Source organism: Denitratimonas organivorans (assembly GCF_037478135.1).
Taxonomy (GTDB): Bacteria; Pseudomonadota; Gammaproteobacteria; order Xanthomonadales; family Xanthomonadaceae; genus Denitratimonas.
On the sequence record NZ_JBBHDV010000004.1, the window covers coordinates 140,855 to 155,716 of the forward strand.

General features: G+C 64.6%; 14 protein-coding genes. 5 read left to right on the top strand and 9 right to left on the bottom strand.

Translation table 11 applies throughout. The features are described from left to right. Positions 1-203 precede the first annotated feature (203 nt). The 5 genes from WDB66_RS06030 to frmR form a co-directional block, all read right to left on the bottom strand. Positions 204-635, bottom strand: coding sequence for a hypothetical protein (locus WDB66_RS06030; protein ID WP_339397633.1), 432 nt, complete (start codon positions 633-635; stop codon positions 204-206). Between the two features lie 183 nt (positions 636-818). After that, positions 819-1,652: an S-formylglutathione hydrolase gene (fghA, locus tag WDB66_RS06035; RefSeq protein WP_339397634.1), complete on the bottom strand. Its 834-nt coding sequence runs from the start codon at positions 1,650-1,652 to the stop codon at positions 819-821. Between the two features lie 17 nt (positions 1,653-1,669). Then, positions 1,670-3,976, bottom strand: coding sequence for a CocE/NonD family hydrolase (locus tag WDB66_RS06040; RefSeq protein WP_339397635.1), 2,307 nt, complete (start codon positions 3,974-3,976; stop codon positions 1,670-1,672). Positions 3,977-4,028: 52 nt separating this feature from the next. Continuing rightward, the gene (locus tag WDB66_RS06045; protein ID WP_339397636.1) at positions 4,029-5,138 is read right to left on the bottom strand and encodes an S-(hydroxymethyl)glutathione dehydrogenase/class III alcohol dehydrogenase; all 1,110 of its coding nucleotides are present in this window, start codon (positions 5,136-5,138) and stop codon (positions 4,029-4,031) included. Between the two features lie 76 nt (positions 5,139-5,214). Beyond that, positions 5,215-5,490, bottom strand: coding sequence for a formaldehyde-responsive transcriptional repressor FrmR (frmR, locus tag WDB66_RS06050; protein ID WP_339397637.1), 276 nt, complete (start codon positions 5,488-5,490; stop codon positions 5,215-5,217). A 94-nt stretch (positions 5,491-5,584) separates the two neighbouring features. Here frmR and WDB66_RS06055 point away from each other — a divergent pair, with 94 nt between their 5' ends. Beyond that, complete coding sequence (locus WDB66_RS06055) at positions 5,585-5,938, top strand: hypothetical protein (protein ID WP_339397638.1); 354 nt, start codon at positions 5,585-5,587, stop codon at positions 5,936-5,938. Between the two features lie 35 nt (positions 5,939-5,973). Here WDB66_RS06055 and WDB66_RS06060 read toward each other — a convergent pair whose 3' ends face one another. The 4 genes from WDB66_RS06060 to WDB66_RS06075 all read right to left on the bottom strand — a co-directional run bounded on the left by WDB66_RS06060 (position 5,974) and on the right by WDB66_RS06075 (position 11,299). Continuing rightward, entirely contained in the window at positions 5,974-6,861 is an 888-nt protein-coding gene (locus tag WDB66_RS06060) for an alpha/beta hydrolase family protein (protein WP_339397639.1), read from the bottom strand. A gap of 98 nt (positions 6,862-6,959) precedes the next feature. After that, positions 6,960-8,156 carry an acetyl-CoA C-acyltransferase gene (locus tag WDB66_RS06065; RefSeq protein ID WP_339397640.1) on the bottom strand — a complete coding sequence of 399 codons (1,197 nt, stop codon included), beginning with the start codon at positions 8,154-8,156 and terminating at the stop codon, positions 6,960-6,962. 114 nt (positions 8,157-8,270) lie between these two features. Beyond that, the gene (locus WDB66_RS06070; RefSeq protein ID WP_339397641.1) at positions 8,271-10,640 is read right to left on the bottom strand and encodes a 3-hydroxyacyl-CoA dehydrogenase/enoyl-CoA hydratase family protein; all 2,370 of its coding nucleotides are present in this window, start codon (positions 10,638-10,640) and stop codon (positions 8,271-8,273) included. Positions 10,641-10,672: 32 nt separating this feature from the next. Further along, a complete protein-coding gene (locus WDB66_RS06075; RefSeq protein ID WP_339397642.1) occupies positions 10,673-11,299 on the bottom strand; it encodes a TetR/AcrR family transcriptional regulator in 627 nt (208 codons plus the stop codon). A 219-nt stretch (positions 11,300-11,518) separates the two neighbouring features. On the opposite strand from WDB66_RS06075, the gene ndk reads away from it, so the two are divergent. From ndk to WDB66_RS06095, 4 genes are read left to right on the top strand one after another with little or no spacing between them, the layout of a single operon-like run. Next, positions 11,519-11,944 carry a nucleoside-diphosphate kinase gene (ndk, locus tag WDB66_RS06080; protein WP_339397754.1) on the top strand — a complete coding sequence of 142 codons (426 nt, stop codon included), beginning with the start codon at positions 11,519-11,521 and terminating at the stop codon, positions 11,942-11,944. Further along, positions 11,944-13,119 carry a dual-specificity RNA methyltransferase RlmN gene (rlmN, locus tag WDB66_RS06085; protein ID WP_339397643.1) on the top strand — a complete coding sequence of 392 codons (1,176 nt, stop codon included), beginning with the start codon at positions 11,944-11,946 and terminating at the stop codon, positions 13,117-13,119. The genes ndk and rlmN overlap by 1 nt, the downstream gene beginning before the upstream one ends. Beyond that, positions 13,106-13,861 (top strand): type IV pilus biogenesis/stability protein PilW, encoded by a 756-nt coding sequence (pilW, locus tag WDB66_RS06090; protein WP_339397644.1) that lies wholly within the window; start codon positions 13,106-13,108, stop codon positions 13,859-13,861. The genes rlmN and pilW overlap by 14 nt, the downstream gene beginning before the upstream one ends. A 15-nt stretch (positions 13,862-13,876) precedes the next feature. After that, complete coding sequence (locus tag WDB66_RS06095; protein ID WP_339397645.1) at positions 13,877-14,785, top strand: RodZ domain-containing protein; 909 nt, start codon at positions 13,877-13,879, stop codon at positions 14,783-14,785. Positions 14,786-14,862: the final 77 nt, after the last annotated feature.

The following is a 14,862-nucleotide window of genomic DNA, read 5'->3' on the forward strand; positions in this document are numbered from 1 at the left end:
CAACCTGCATCCGTATCGAATGTGCGGTCTGCAGCGAGAGCAGGCGCTGGTTCAGACGCGTATGTTCGTGTTCCAGTTCGTTCCGGGCCCCCATTCTGGGAACAACGCGTGAGCCGGTGTGTTAAATCAACGTTGCAAGCGCCGGTGCGGGAAGGGTTTTCCGAACCCGGAAAGTTTTACCGGGTCGCTCCCGTGCGTGGGGTTCAGCGCAGCACGCCGCGTTTTTCCATCCAGGCCGAAAAGCGCCACAGCGCTACCGCGACCAGCACGAGGAACAGCGAAAAGCCCAGCCCGGCCGCACCACTGACCGCCCACGAGGGCGTGGTCGCATAGCCGGCGATGACCTGCACGATCAGCCCCAGCAGCGCCACGAGGAACACCAGCGTGGCCCAGCGCCGGCGCAGCAGCAGCGCCAGCGAACCCAGCACGCCGCCGATGGTGGCGATGCCGTAGAACAGGTACAGCCAGCCCGGTGCGGCCTCGTAGACCGCGCGCTGTTCGGCCGGCATCGCCTGCAAGGCTTCGGCCGGCATCAGCATCTGGAAAACGAAGGACGCCAGCCCGAGCAGGTTCCAGAGCAGGGCCAGTACGCCAACGATCCAGAGGCTGGCGGGAGTGCGGGTGGTGGTGTCCATGCGGTGTTTCCCCGGTGGCGGAAAGGGTACCAAGTCTGCTCGCCGCAGCGCGGTGCGGCAACCGGAGCGCCGGGCAATGCGGTGCGGGTTTCGACAAGTGGGATTTCAGCGGGTGGAAATGAAAACGCCGGCGCCCGGAATTCCAGGTGCGCCGGCGTCGGCATTCGCGGCAGGGAAGGGGACTCAGCCGCGCAACGCGCGCGCATGGTGCGCGATGTGCTCGCCGATGAAGCTGGCGATGAAGTAGTAGCTGTGGTCATAGCCGGGCTGCATGCGCAGTTGCAGCGGGTGGCCGGCGGCTTCGGCTGCCTCGCGCAACAGCTGTGGCTTCAGTTGGCCTTCGAGGAATTCGTCAGCGTCACCCTGGTCGATCAGCAGCGGCAGTTTTTCCTGCGCCGACTTCAGCAGTTCCACGGTGTCGTACTGCTTCCACGCCTCGGGGTCATCACCGAGGTAGGCGCTGAACGCCTTCTCGCCCCACGGCACCTGCGTCGGTGCCACGATCGGCGAGAACGCGGACACGCTGCGGTAGCGGCCCGGATTCTTCAGCGCGATGGTCAGCGCGCCGTGGCCGCCCATCGAATGGCCGCTGATCGCGCGCACGTCGCTGGCCGCGTCGTCGGCTTCCACCCACGCCGGCAATTCTTCCACGATGTAGTCATACATCCGGTAGTGCTTCGCCCAAGGATCTTGCGTGGCGTTGAGATAGAAGCCGGCGCCCTGGCCCAGGTCGTAGGCTTCGTCGTTGGCGACGTCCTCGCCGCGCGGGCTGGTATCAGGCGCCACGATAATGATCCCGTGCTCGGCCGCATAACGCTGCGCGCCGGCCTTGGTGATGAAGTTCTGCTCGTTGCAGGTCAGGCCGGAAAGCCAGTACAGCACCGGCAGTTTCTTGCCCTGCGCCGCCTGCGGCGGGAAGTACACGCCCACGGTCATGTCGCAGCCAAGTACCTCGGAGCGGTGGCGGTAGACGTCCTGCCAGCCGCCGAAGCAGGCGCGGTGTTCGATTCGTTCCATGTGAGTCGTCCTCCTGATTACTTCGAAATCGGAATGATGATGTGGCTGTCGGTATGCCACTGGATCCGCAGCGGCTGCGCCGCATCGCGGATGTTTTCGTCGCTGACATCCCTGCCGGTGCCGTGGTTGACCTGGGCATAGGGATTTTTGTTGACGGTCACTGCCGCCAGCAGCCGGCTGCCAGCCTCAAGCTGACGGCTCGTCATCCGCGAGCGGTCAAAGTGGATGGCGGTGCGCTCTCCGGGCTGAAGCAATGTCCGCGTCGCCATGTCATCGGCATGGCTGGCGCGACCAAGAAAGTACGAGAGATGGAAAAGCTCCCCGGATGACTTGCGCTCGTAAAGCGTGATGCTGAAATCGAAGTCGTGCTTGTCGACGGTCACGTGCATGACCCCGGAGAACGTGCCTGAAATCTCCACCGGCTGCTCGAACGGGGCGCTGGCGAACAGCAAACCGCTGCTGGCATCCAGTTGCTTGCCAATGATCAGCGCAGGGTAGTGGTCGCCCAGACTGTTGGCGCGGTCGCTGAAGTCCACGTGCTGTTCCACCACGGCGGATGGCGTGTCCGCGTGGGTGGCAAGCAGCCGAAGCGGCTCTTTCTGTGTACTGGCATCCGACGCTTGCGCGCTCAGGTACAGCGTCATCCGCTCCGCAGCCATCGCTTCAATCGACGATGCGTGCTTCCAGACATTGGCCCCCATGACCTGATGGTTAACCCTGTTCCGGATCAGGCCAGGCATGTCTGCATCCCGGAAAACATGATCCATCCACTGGAAAGTGAGTTCAGCGGTGTCGAATTCTGCGACGGGATCGATCGTGTAGCCGCGCAGGGCGCGTGGCTTGCGTCGGGCCTGTACGCCGCCATGATCGTATGGGCCGATCAGCAGGTAGTGCTTGGCATCCGGTTGGTGGGCCAGATGCTGACGCATGTAGTCCAACGCGGATTGCTGGCCGTCATCGAAGTAACCGGTGATGGTCAGCACCGGGATATCGATATCGGCAAACTCGCCCCGGTAGGGCGTCATCGCCTGCCAGTACGCATCGTAGGCGGGATGTTGCAACCAGCGCTGGAACCAAGGGTTCGCTGTTCCGTCGATCTGGTCGATCTCACGATAACGGCGCCCGCTCGCATACCAGCGCTCGTTCAGTTCATTCCAGCGTGCGTGGTCGAAGTAGGTCTTGCCGTCCAGAAACTTGTCGTTGGCGACGTAGAACGGCCACGCATGGTTGGCGAAGATGAAGACATTGTTCTCCATTGGCAGGCCGTTGCCGGGATTGTTGGCGGCATAGGGCACGATGGTTTTCAACGCCACCGGAAGCTTCTTCGTCGCAGCCCACTGGGTGAAGCCGTTGTAACTGCCGCCGTACATGCCCACGCGACCATCGCTCCAGGGCTGGCTCACAATCCAGTCGATCACCGCGCGCGCATCGTCGCCATCATGCTCATAAGGAACGGGCCGTTGTGGGCTGCGTCCCTTTCCGCGTGTGTACGCGACCACGCCCGCATAGCCATGCGCCGCCATTGTCCGGGCTTCGTTCGTTGCCCAGGTGTCATCAGCGTAGATGGTGAAGACCAGTAGCGTTGGCAATGTCGTGGTGGCGCTCTGCGGCCGGATGCTGATGGCAGCAATGTCTGCGCCATCCGGCGTTCTGATGAGCAGTCGATCATCGATCCGGTAGCGGCGTGCATCGTCACTGCTGATCAGCCTGTCTGCCAGGGGAGCAATCGTTTCGTAGGTCGATAGCAAATGGGCTTTACGCAGCAGGTTGATCGCTTCGGAAAGTGAAATGCGTTCCTTTCCAACGTGGTTGCCTGCGGCGGTGCGCAGGTCATCGCGGAAACGTCGGACATCGCCACTCAACCAGAACATCGCGCTGTTCGCATCACGATCGCCAAGGCTGGAAAAAACCTCCGGGAACGCACGCTCCACACCAGCCTGGATACCGACATCTTCTAGGTCACGGACAGCGCGGGCCTGCTCGTACACAAGGAATACGCGCAGAGGAGCTGCGCTACCGGGTTCACTGGCCTCACGCAGCGCGATCAACGACTCCAGCGAGGCGGCTGCGGCGACGTGCTCGTCCGCTACGCTTTGCAAGCGGAACACCACATCCAGTGACGCCGCATCCTCCATCGTGTCTGCGGCCTCACGGTGTGCAGCCATCGTTTTGCGCGCGAGATCAGGCAAGTCAGCCAGAATGGCGTCCACGTCCGTGGCAGAGGTGAGCGGCAGTTCCTGCGCGCGCGCAACCGCGGTCCCCAGGATGCAGACCAGCAGGGCTGAAAAGAGCAGACGCACACTTGCTGATGCGATGTTCGGCATATCTATCCTGTGACTTGAGAGCATCACCTGGCTCAACTCAATCTGCCTCAACTCAATAACGGATGACGGTACGGATCGATTCGCCCTTTTCCATCAGTTCGAAGGCCTCGTTGATACGCTCCAGCGGCAGGGTGTGGGTCACGAAGGGCGCGAGCTGGATCTCGCCCTTCATCGCGTCCTCGACCATGCCCGGCAACTGGCTGCGGCCCTTGACCCCACCGAAGGCGGTGCCCATCCACTTGCGGCCGGTGACCAGCTGGAACGGCCGGGTGCTGATCTCCTTGCCCGCGCCGGCCACGCCGATGATCACGCTCTGGCCCCAGCCGCGGTGCGCGCATTCCAGCGCGGCGCGCATCACGTCCACGTTGCCGATGCATTCAAAGCTGTGGTCCACGCCCCAGCCGGTCATCTCCACGATCACCTGCTGGATCGGCCTGTCGTGGTCCTTCGGGTTGACGCATTCGGTCGCGCCCATCTGCTTGGCCAACTCGAACTTCGCCGGGTTGGTGTCGATGGCGATGATGCGGCCGGCCTTGGCCTGCTTCGCGCCCTGGATCACGGCAAGACCAATCGCGCCGAGGCCGAACACGGCCACGCTGTCGCCTTCCTGCACCCTCGCCGTGTTGTGCACCGCGCCGATGCCGGTGGTCACGCCGCAGCCGAGCAGGCAGGTGTGCTCGGGGTTGGCTTCGGGGCTCACCTTCGCCAGCGACACTTCGGCCACCACGGTGTGTTCGGCAAACGTCGAGCAGCCCATGTAGTGGTAGACCGGCTGCCCGTTGTAGCTGAAGCGGGTGGTGCCGTCGGGCATCACGCCCTTGCCCTGGGTGGCGCGCACGCTCACGCACAGGTTGGTCTTGCCGGACTTGCAAAACAGGCAATCGCCGCATTCGGCGGTGTACAGCGGGATCACGTGGTCGCCCGGCTTGACGCTGGTCACGCCTTCACCCACTTCGACCACGATGCCCGCGCCTTCATGGCCCAGCACCGCCGGGAAAACGCCCTCCGGATCCTCGCCGGACAGGGTGAAGGCATCGGTATGGCAGAGCGCGGTGTGGGTGATCTTGACCAGCACCTCGCCTTTCTTCGGACCTTCCAGATCCAGTTCGACGATCTGCAACGGCTTTCCGGCTTCAAACGCAACGGCGGCACGGGTTTTCATGGTGGTACTCCTGCAAGGCGGGGTGAAGTGAAATGGGGAAGGCGGCACGCCGGTGGCGTGGTTCAACGGTGGCGGGTCATTTCAGATAGGAACGGATCAGCCCGGTCATCTCGGCGACGCGGGCGGCGCGTTCCTGATCGCTGTGGGCGGCGTGGCCGAACTGTTCGCGCAGATGCGATTCCAGCACCTCGCTCATCAGGCCGTTGACCGCGCCACGGATTGCCGCGATCTGTTGCAGCACGGGCGCGCAATCGGCGCCGGCTTCCAGCGCGCGTTCCAGTCCTTCGCACTGGCCGCGGATGCGGCGGATGCGGCTCAGGACCTTCTTCTTTTCCTCGGGTGAATGGGGCATGCGCTGAACGGATTGGATACTGTAGGGCAGTATACTACCCGTTCCGGTTTGGCGAAGGAATGCCGCTGCTGCATCGGTATGCTGGGAACCTTTCTTGCAGGCCGCGCAGATCGCCATGACGGAACAAAAGCAGGGCCAGACGCCAGCAGGCAGACGCACCACATGGGCACAGTTCGATCCGGAAGCCGTGCTGCTTGCGCTGCTGGGATTGGGAACGTTCTTCTACGGCACGCAGGCGCTGCTGCGCTGGGCGCTGGCGGGCTGGCAATCGGGCAGGGCCGTTGGACCGCTGGCGGTGACGGCGTTGGCTGTGATCCTGCCAGTGGCTTTTCTGCTGCTGATCCGGCGCAGGTGGTGGGCGCTGGCCGTGGGCATGATCTGGTTGGGAGCGGCGGCGTACTGTCTGGTGGCGCCCGGCTTCTCACTGCCCGCATCGTGGTTCGGCTGAAGCGCGCTGAATGCCGCCGATGAAGGCTGATCGGATCAGGCTTCCGGCGTTGCCAGCGAGGCGAACCAGGTCAGCATGTCATCCCACAGCGGTTCGGCGCCCTGGCGGAAGTAGCCCATATGGCCGATCGGCCGGCCGAATGCTTCCGGATCCGGATCCAGTCGCGTGATGGGCGCGTTGCGGTAACCGCGCATCAGTGCATCGCGTGAGGCCGGCAACGACCAGGCATCGTCCAGCGCGTTGACCGTGACAATCGGCGTGGTGACGGCAGCAAAGTGCTCATGGAGCTCCGGCAGTTGCGGGTCATCGAAGAAGTAATGCCGCATCCCGGCCCAGCGCCGCCATTGGCGGAACGCGTCGGCCGGCAGGTCTTCACCCAGCATGAGGCGTTTTCCGGGGCAGTAGCCGAGCAGCCAGGTCAACGGTCCCAATAAATGCCAGAACAGCCGTACCTTGAGGCGGTCGGCCAGCGGCATCCAGCCATGCCACGCGGCGCCGGTACCGAACACCTGGAAACCGCTCACCTTGTGGTGGTTCGGCATCAGGCCAAAACCGTGCCCGGCGTAGGAGTGGCCGACCACGAACAACGGAACCTTTCCATCGGCCATAGCGTCCACAGCGGCGGCCATGTCCTGCCGGCCCCAGTCCAGCAGGTTCATGCGGAAGCCCTTGAGGCTGGCCGGGCGCGAACCGCCGATGCCGCGATAGTCGAAGGTCAGGCAGTTGAAACCGCGTTCGCTGGCGTAGTTGGCAAAGCGCCGATAAAAACCCCGCGGCACCGCGGTCGCAGCCGCCACCACGACGCGCCCGCGCAACGCGCCCTGCGCCGGATAGCGCGTGGCGGCAAGACGGAAACCGTCTGCGGTGCGCAGTTCCAGTTCGTGCGGAAGGGTGCTGGCGATGGCGGAGTCGTGTCTGGTCATGCTGCTGCGGGTACTGGCTGCACGTGGTGCAGGGCGGAGACCGGATAGGGAACGGGGTGGCACTGGGCCACCCCGTCCGGTGTTGCAGTCGTGGTGGATCAGAGCGCTTCGAAAATACCGGCGGCGCCCATGCCGGTGCCGATGCACATCGTCACCATGCCGTATTTGTTGTTGCGGCGGCGCATGCCGTGCGTGATCGTGGCGGTACGCACCGCGCCGGTGGCGCCGAGCGGGTGACCGAGCGCGATCGCGCCGCCGAGCGGATTGACCTTGGACGGATCCAGTTCGCAATCGCGGATCACCGCCAGCGCCTGCGCGGCGAAGGCTTCGTTGAGTTCGATCCAGTCGAGCTGATCCTTGGTCAGGCCGCCCTGCTTGAGCGCCTTGGGAATCGCCGCGATCGGGCCGATGCCCATCACTTCCGGACGCACGCCGGCGACCGAGAAGCTGACGAAGCGCGCCAGTGGGGTCAGGCCGTAATCCTTGATCGCCTGTTCCGAGGCCAGCAGGATGCCGGCCGCGCCATCGGACATCTGCGAACTGTTGCCGGCGGTGACCGTGCCACCGGCGCGGAACACGGTGCGCAGCTTCGCCAGACCTTCGGCGCTGGTGTCGGCACGCGGGCCTTCGTCATGTTCGACCAGGATCCTGCGTTGCTTGACCGAGCCGCCGGCAAGGTCGGGCGTATCGGCCACGACCTCGTAAGGCGTGATCTCGTCCTTGAACTCGCCGGCGGCCTGGGCCGCGAGCGCCTTCTGGTGCGAGGCCAGTGCAAAGGCGTCCTGGTCTTCGCGGCTGACCTTCCATTCTTCGGACACCTTTTCCGCCGTGATGCCCATGCCGTAGGCGATCGCGATGTTTTCGTTCTCGAACACGCTGGGCGACAGGCTTGGGCGATGGCCCATCATCGGCACCATGCTCATCGACTCGGTGCCGCCGGCAAGGATCAGATCGGCATTGCCGAGGCGGATTTCATTGGCTGCCAGCGCCACGGCCTGCAGGCCGGAGGAGCAGAAGCGGTTGATGGTCTGCGCCGCGACGGTGTTCGGCAGGCCGGCGAGCAGCACGCCGATGCGCGCCACGTTCATGCCTTGCTCGGCCTCCGGCATGGCGCAGCCGATGATGGCGTCATCGATACGGGACAGGTCGATGCCCGGTGCCTGTGCCACGACGCTGCGCAGCACATGCGCCAGCAGCTCGTCGGGGCGGGTGTTGCGGAATGCGCCACGCGGCGCCTTGCCGACCGGCGTGCGGGTGGCGGCGACGATGTAGGCGTCCTGAATCTGGTTGGTCATTGGTGCTTTCTCCGAAAGCGGGAATGGGGAATAGGGAGTCGGGAATAGGGAACGAGCAGGGGGGTCGCGATCTTTTGCGATTCCCGATTCTCTATTCCCGATTCCCGCGCAACATCAGTTGCGCAACGGCTTTCCTGTCTTGAGCATGTGCGCGATACGCTCCTGCGTCTTCGGCATCTGCGCCAGTGCGATGAAATGCTCGCGCTCCAGCCGCAGCAGCCAGTCCTCGTCCACCAGCGAACCCTTTTCGACCTCGCCGCCGCACAGCACGGTGGCGATGCGGGTCGAGACCTCGTAATCGTGCTCGGAGATAAAGCGGCCTTCGAGCATGTTCACCAGCATCATCTTGAAGGTGGAGATGCCGACCTTGCCGGCCACCGGGATCGCACGTGCCGGCAGCGGCGGGCGGTAACCGGATTCGGCCAGTGCACGTGCCTGCGCGCGGGCCACATGCAGCAGCTCGTGGGCGTTGAACACCACCACGTCGTCGGCACGCCCCAGGCCCAGTTCCTTGGCCTCGAATGCGGAGCCGGAGACCTTGCCCATCGCGATGGTTTCAAAATACGGTTTCAGGCCACCGAACACGTCGCCACCGGGACCTGCGGCCTGCGCTACACGCACGGCGATCTCCTTCAGCCCGCCACCGGCCGGCAGCAGACCGACGCCGGCCTCGACCAGTCCGATATAGCTTTCCAACGCGAACACGGTGCGTGCCGTGTGCATCTGGAATTCGCAGCCACCGCCCAGCGCCATGCCGCGCACCGCCGCGACCACCGGCACCAGTGCGTACTTGATGCGCTGGCTGGCCTGCTGGAACGTGGCCACCATCGCCTCGAAGCCCTTGAGGTCGCCGGCCTGCAGCAGGCCGAGTGCGCCGGACAGGTCGGCACCGGCGGAGAACGGTTCGGACGGCTGCCACAGCACCAGGCCCTGGAAGTCCTTCTCGGCCAGATCGACGGCCTTCAGCACGCCTTCCAGCACGCCGTCGGACACCGTGTTCATCTTGGTCTTGAACGACAGCACCGCGATGCCGTCGCCGTCGTGCCACATCCGCACCGCGTCGGTTTCGAACACCGTCTCACCCGGCGCGAAGGTTTCGCCCAGGATCGGATCGGGGAAGCGCTGACGCTGGTAGACCGCCAGCGAGGAGCGCGGCAGCACGGTATTGCGCGCTGGGTTGTAGCTGCCTTCGGGCGAATGCACGCCGCTGCGGCCGTCGAACACCCAGTCCGGCAGCGGTGCGCTGCTCATCGCCTTGCCGGCGACGATGTCCTCGGCGATCCACGCCGCAACCTGCTTCCAGTCGGCCGCCTGCCAGGTTTCGAACGGGCCCAGCTTCCAGCCGTAGCCCCAGCGGATCGCAAGATCCACGTCGCGCGCGGTTTCGGCGATGTCGGCCAGATGGAAGGCGCTGTAATGGAAAAGATCACGGAACACGGCCCACAGGAACTGCGCCTGCGGATGCGCACTGGCGCGCAGCTGGGCGAACTTCTCGACCGGGTTCTTTGTCTTGAGGATCTGCACCACCTCGTCGGCAGCCTTGCGATCGGCCGGGCGGTAGTCCTGCTTGTCCAGATCCAGCACGTGGATGTCGCGGCCGACCTTGCGGAAGATGCCGGCACCGGTCTTCTGGCCGAGCGCGCCCTTTTCGATCAGTGCCTTGTGCCATGCGGGCGCATCGAAGTACTTGTGCCAGGGATCCTCGGGCAGGGTGTCGGCCATGGTCTTGATGACGTGCGCCATCGTGTCCAGCCCGACCACGTCGGCGGTGCGGTACGTCGCGGACTTTGGCCGTCCCAGCAGCGGGCCGGTCAGCGCGTCGGCCTCATCGAAGCCCAGGCCGAACTGCTGGGTGTGGTGCATCGTGGACAGGATCGAGAACACGCCGATGCGGTTGCCAATGAAGTTCGGCGTGTCCTTCGCGTAGACCACGCCCTTGCCCAGCGTGGTGGTCAGGAAAGTTTCCAGTCCTTCAAGAACTTCACGCGAAGTCTTGCGGCAGGGGATCAACTCGGCCAGATGCATGTAGCGCGGCGGGTTGAAGAAGTGCAGGCCGCAGAAGCGGCTGTGCAGTGACTCGGGCAACGCCTCGGCCAGGGCGTTGATCGACAGGCCCGAGGTGTTGCTGGCGATGATCGCGTGTGGCGCGATGTGGTTCTCGACCTTGTCGTACAGGTCCTTCTTCCAGTCCATGCGTTCGGCGATGGCCTCGATGACCAGATCGCACTCTTTGAGCAAGTCCAGATGCTGGTCATAGTTGGCCGGGGTGATCGCACCGGCCAGCGCTTTGCTCGCCAGCGGCGCAGGGGAAAGCTTGCCCAGATTCGCGATCGCCTTGTCGACGATGCCGTTGGGCGCGCCGTCCTTGGCGGGAAGGTCGAACAGTACGGTGTCGACGCCGGCGTTGACCAGGTGCGCAGCGATCTGCGCGCCCATGACGCCGGCTCCAAGCACGGCGGCCTTGCGGATTCGAAGTTGCGGCATTGCAAACACTCCGGTGGGTGAAGGGTGGGGTATCAGGTGGCGCGCAGGCCGGCGGCGGCGAACGCAACCAGTTCATCTGCGGCGCGCTGGGCATGCATCGGCTCGTCGCCGTCAGGGCGCCGCAGCAGGCCGAAATCGGCCATCGCGTAGGTCAGCGCGCCGGCGAGGAAATCCAGGCGCCAGTACAGCGATTCCTTTTCCAGTTGCGGCAGGCATTCGGCAATCGCGCGGGAAAATTCGCGCAGCACATGGCCGTAGTTGTCCGACAGGAATTTGCGCAGGCGATCGTTGCGTTCGGCATAGGCGCGCGCCAGCACGCGCACGAACGCGGCACCGCCATCGCGCTCGAGACTCAGCGCCAGCGCCGGCTCGATGAAGGCGCGCAGCACCGGCTCCAGCGCGCCAGGCGATTGCTGCCGGGCGGTTTCAAGTTGCTCCAGCCGCGCCCGGCTCATTTCGTCCATGCGGCGGCGGAACACCTCGGCCACCAGGTTGTCCTTGGAACCGAAGTGATAATTGACCGCTGCCAGATTGACATCGGCGCGGCTGGTCACCTGGCGCAGCGAGGTGCCGACAAAGCCGAATTCGGCGAACAGCGCTTCGGCCGCACTCAGGATGCGATCCTTGGTGGAGAAGTGGGGAGTGGAGGCTGCCGGCATCGGTGGATCAAACGTTTGTTTGAGGCTCCGATGCTAGTCGCTTCCCGGGGTGCCGGTCAAACCTGGTCCACACGTGGCCAGCACCGCTGCCGGCCCACTGAAAAGACCTGCCTCCAGGTTTGAGACATGCGTCTAACTTGGTGTTTCAGCGCTTGTTTATAGTGTTACAATTGGTGTCCCCGTTTGGGGTACATGCAACCGAACCTTCTGGAGAAGTCAATGGCGCTGGAGCGCACCCTTTCGATCATCAAGCCCGACGCCGTCGCCAAGAACGCAGTCGGCGCGATCCTGTCCCGTTTTGAAGCCGCCGGGCTCAAGATCATCGCTGCCAAGATGAAGCAGCTTTCCCGCGCCGAGGCCGAAGGCTTCTACGCGGTCCACAGCGAGCGTCCGTTCTTCGGCGCGCTGGTGGATTTCATGGTGTCCGGCCCGGTCATGATCCAGGTGCTGGAAGGCGAGGGCGCGGTGCTCAAGAACCGCGACCTGATGGGTGCCACCAATCCGAAGGAAGCCGCCGCCGGCACGATCCGCGCCGACTTCGCCGAATCCATCGACGCCAACGCCGTGCATGGTTCGGACAGCGCCGAGAACGCCGCGATCGAGATCGCCTACTTCTTCGCCGCGACGGAACTCTGCCCACGCTGATGAGCACACCGACGGCCGACGCCAGGACCAACCTCTTCGGGCTCGACCGCATCGGGCTGGAGCGCTTCTTTGCCGAAACCCTCGGCGAGAAGCGCTTCCGCGCCCACCAGGTGATGAAGTGGATGTACCACCGCCACGTCACCGATTTCGAACAGATGACCGACCTTGGCAAGGCCTTGCGCGCCAAGGTGCAGGAACATGCCCGCATCGAACCGCCGAACGTGCTGTTCGACAAGCCGTCCGTGGATGGTACGCACAAGTGGCTGCTGGGCATGGATGGTGCCAATGCCATCGAAACGGTCTACATCCCCGACAAGGGCCGCGGCACGCTGTGCGTATCCAGCCAGGTCGGCTGCGGGCTGAACTGCTCGTTCTGCTCCACCGCCACCCAGGGCTTCAACCGCAACCTGTCCGCCGCCGAGATCATCGGCCAGGTCTGGGTCGCGGCGCGCCATCTGGGCAACGTGCCGCACCGCGACCGCAAGCTCACCAACGTGGTGATGATGGGCATGGGCGAGCCGCTGCTGAACTTCGACAATGTCGTCACCGCGATGAGCATCATGCGAGACGATCTCGGCTTCGGTCTGGCCAACAAGCGCGTCACGCTGTCCACCTCCGGCGTGGTGCCGATGATCGACAAGCTCTCCGAGGAAAGCGATGTGTCGCTGGCGGTGTCGCTGCACGCGGCCAATGATGCGCTGCGCACCGAGCTGGTGCCGATCAACAAGAAATACCCCATCGCCCAGCTGATGGCGGCGTGCGAGCGCTATGTGCTGCGCCGCAAACGCAGCTCGGTGACCTTCGAATACACCTTGATGGAAGGGGTCAACGACCAGCCCGAGCATGCGCACGAACTGGTCCGGCTGCTGCGCGCCTTCACCAACAAGGTGCAGGACAGCGATGCGGCCAAGGTCAACCTGATCCCGTTCAACCCGTTCCCCGGCACGCGCTACACCCGCAGCAGCGATGCTGACATCCGTACCTTCCAGGAAATCCTGCAGAAGGGGAAGGTTCTGGCGATGGTGCGCCGCACCCGCGGTGACGACATCGACGCGGCCTGCGGCCAGCTCAAGGGCCAGGTCATGGACCGCACCCGCCGCCAGGCGCAGTTCCGCGCCACGCTGGCACAGCAGGATGTTGCCGCCCCAAAGGAGCCTGTCAGTGCAACGGCGTGACGCAAGCCTGACTGCCGCAGCCATCGTGCTGGCACTGCTGCTCAGCGCCTGTGCCGGCGGCCCGTCGCCGCGCAACGACGCCTCGGCCAGCGCGAAAGAAGCCGCCGAACTCCAGGTCAAGCTCGGGCAGGGCTACATGGAACAGGGCCAGCTCGAAACCGCGATGGAAAAACTCCAGCGCGCACTGGAACTGGATCCGCGCAGCGTCGATGCGCACACCATGCTGGCGGTGCTGAACGAGCGCATCAACCGCCCGACCCAGGCCGAAACCCATTACCGCCGCGCCGAGCGCCTGGCGCCCGACAATGGTGATGTCAACAACAATCTGGGCGCCTTCCTCTGCGGCAAGGGCCAGTATCACGAAGCCGATGCACACTTCCTCAAGGCCCTGAACGATCCGTTCTATCGTTCACCGGCGGCCGCGCTGTCCAACGCCGGTGTTTGCGCACTGAAGGCCGGCGACAGCAGCAAGGCCGAAGGCTATTTCCGCCAGGTGCTCACCAGTCAGCCCAACAATGCGATCGCGCTGTTTGAACTGGCGCGCCTGCACCACCAGAAAGACGACAACATGCGCGCCCGCGCTTTCCTGCAACGGCTCGAATCGGTCACCCCGGCCGATCCCGCCGTGCTGGATCTGGGGCGGCGCATCGAAACCCGCCTGGGCGACGCCGCTGCCGCGCGCCGTTATGGCGACCGCTTGCAAAACGAGTTTCCGGATTTCCAGCCGGAAGCACCCCTCTGAGACCAGATACCGCCCATGAGCAGTCACGTGCAGGATGCCGCCCCGACTCCAGACCACTCCGTCGACAATACGCCCGGCGCACGCTTGCGTCAGGCGCGTGAAGCTGCCGGTCTGTCAGTAGCCGAAGCCGCCGAACAGCTGCGGTTGCGTACGGCACTGGTGGATGCGATGGAACGCGGCGATCTGGCGGCACTGGGCGCGCCGATCTTCGCACGGGGCTACCTCGGCAGTTATGCCCGCCTGTTGGATCTTCCCGCCGCTATCGTCGACGAACTGTATCCTCGCGAAGAAGTCGTTGCTGCCGCACCGCTGCGCAGCAGCAACCGGATTTCCCACGGCCGTTTTCTGCTCGACCGTTACGCCCGCCGCCTGGTCTATGTCGCGCTGACCGCTTCGATCGTGGTGCCGGTGATCCTGCTCGCCACCCGTGACCACCTGCCCGATCCAGCGGCATTGCTGGCACCACTGGATGAATCGATGGCACTGGATGGCGACAACGCCACCATTCAGCTGGATCCCCGTGGCCAATTGGCTCGCCGCAGCGACGACATGGGGCCGCCGGCTCCCAGCGAGCAGCCGGTGATGGCCTCGTTGACGCCGTTCTACCCCAGCAGCCGCAATGCTGCTCCGGCGGCAGCACCGGTCGCAGCGGTGACACAGGAAGGCCTGGTACTGACAGTAACGGGCGAGAGCTGGGTCGAAGTCATGGATCATGACGGCACCCGTCTGGTGCACGAGCTGATGCGCAGCGGTGAGCGCCATCAAGTTGATCCAGCCCGCGTGGCGCGGGTGCTGCTGGGCAATGCCTCGGCGGTCAAGGTGCACCTGGATGGCACCGAAGTGGACATCAGCGAATATCGCCGGGCCAACGTGGCACGCTTTACAGTATCATCCGACGGTTCGCTGGCTCCCGCCGGCGGCTGACAACCGGTCGGCCGTGCCCGCAGCGCGGCGCCCATCGATACTGTTCACCCCGGATCGGCTGCCAACGGCGGATCCCC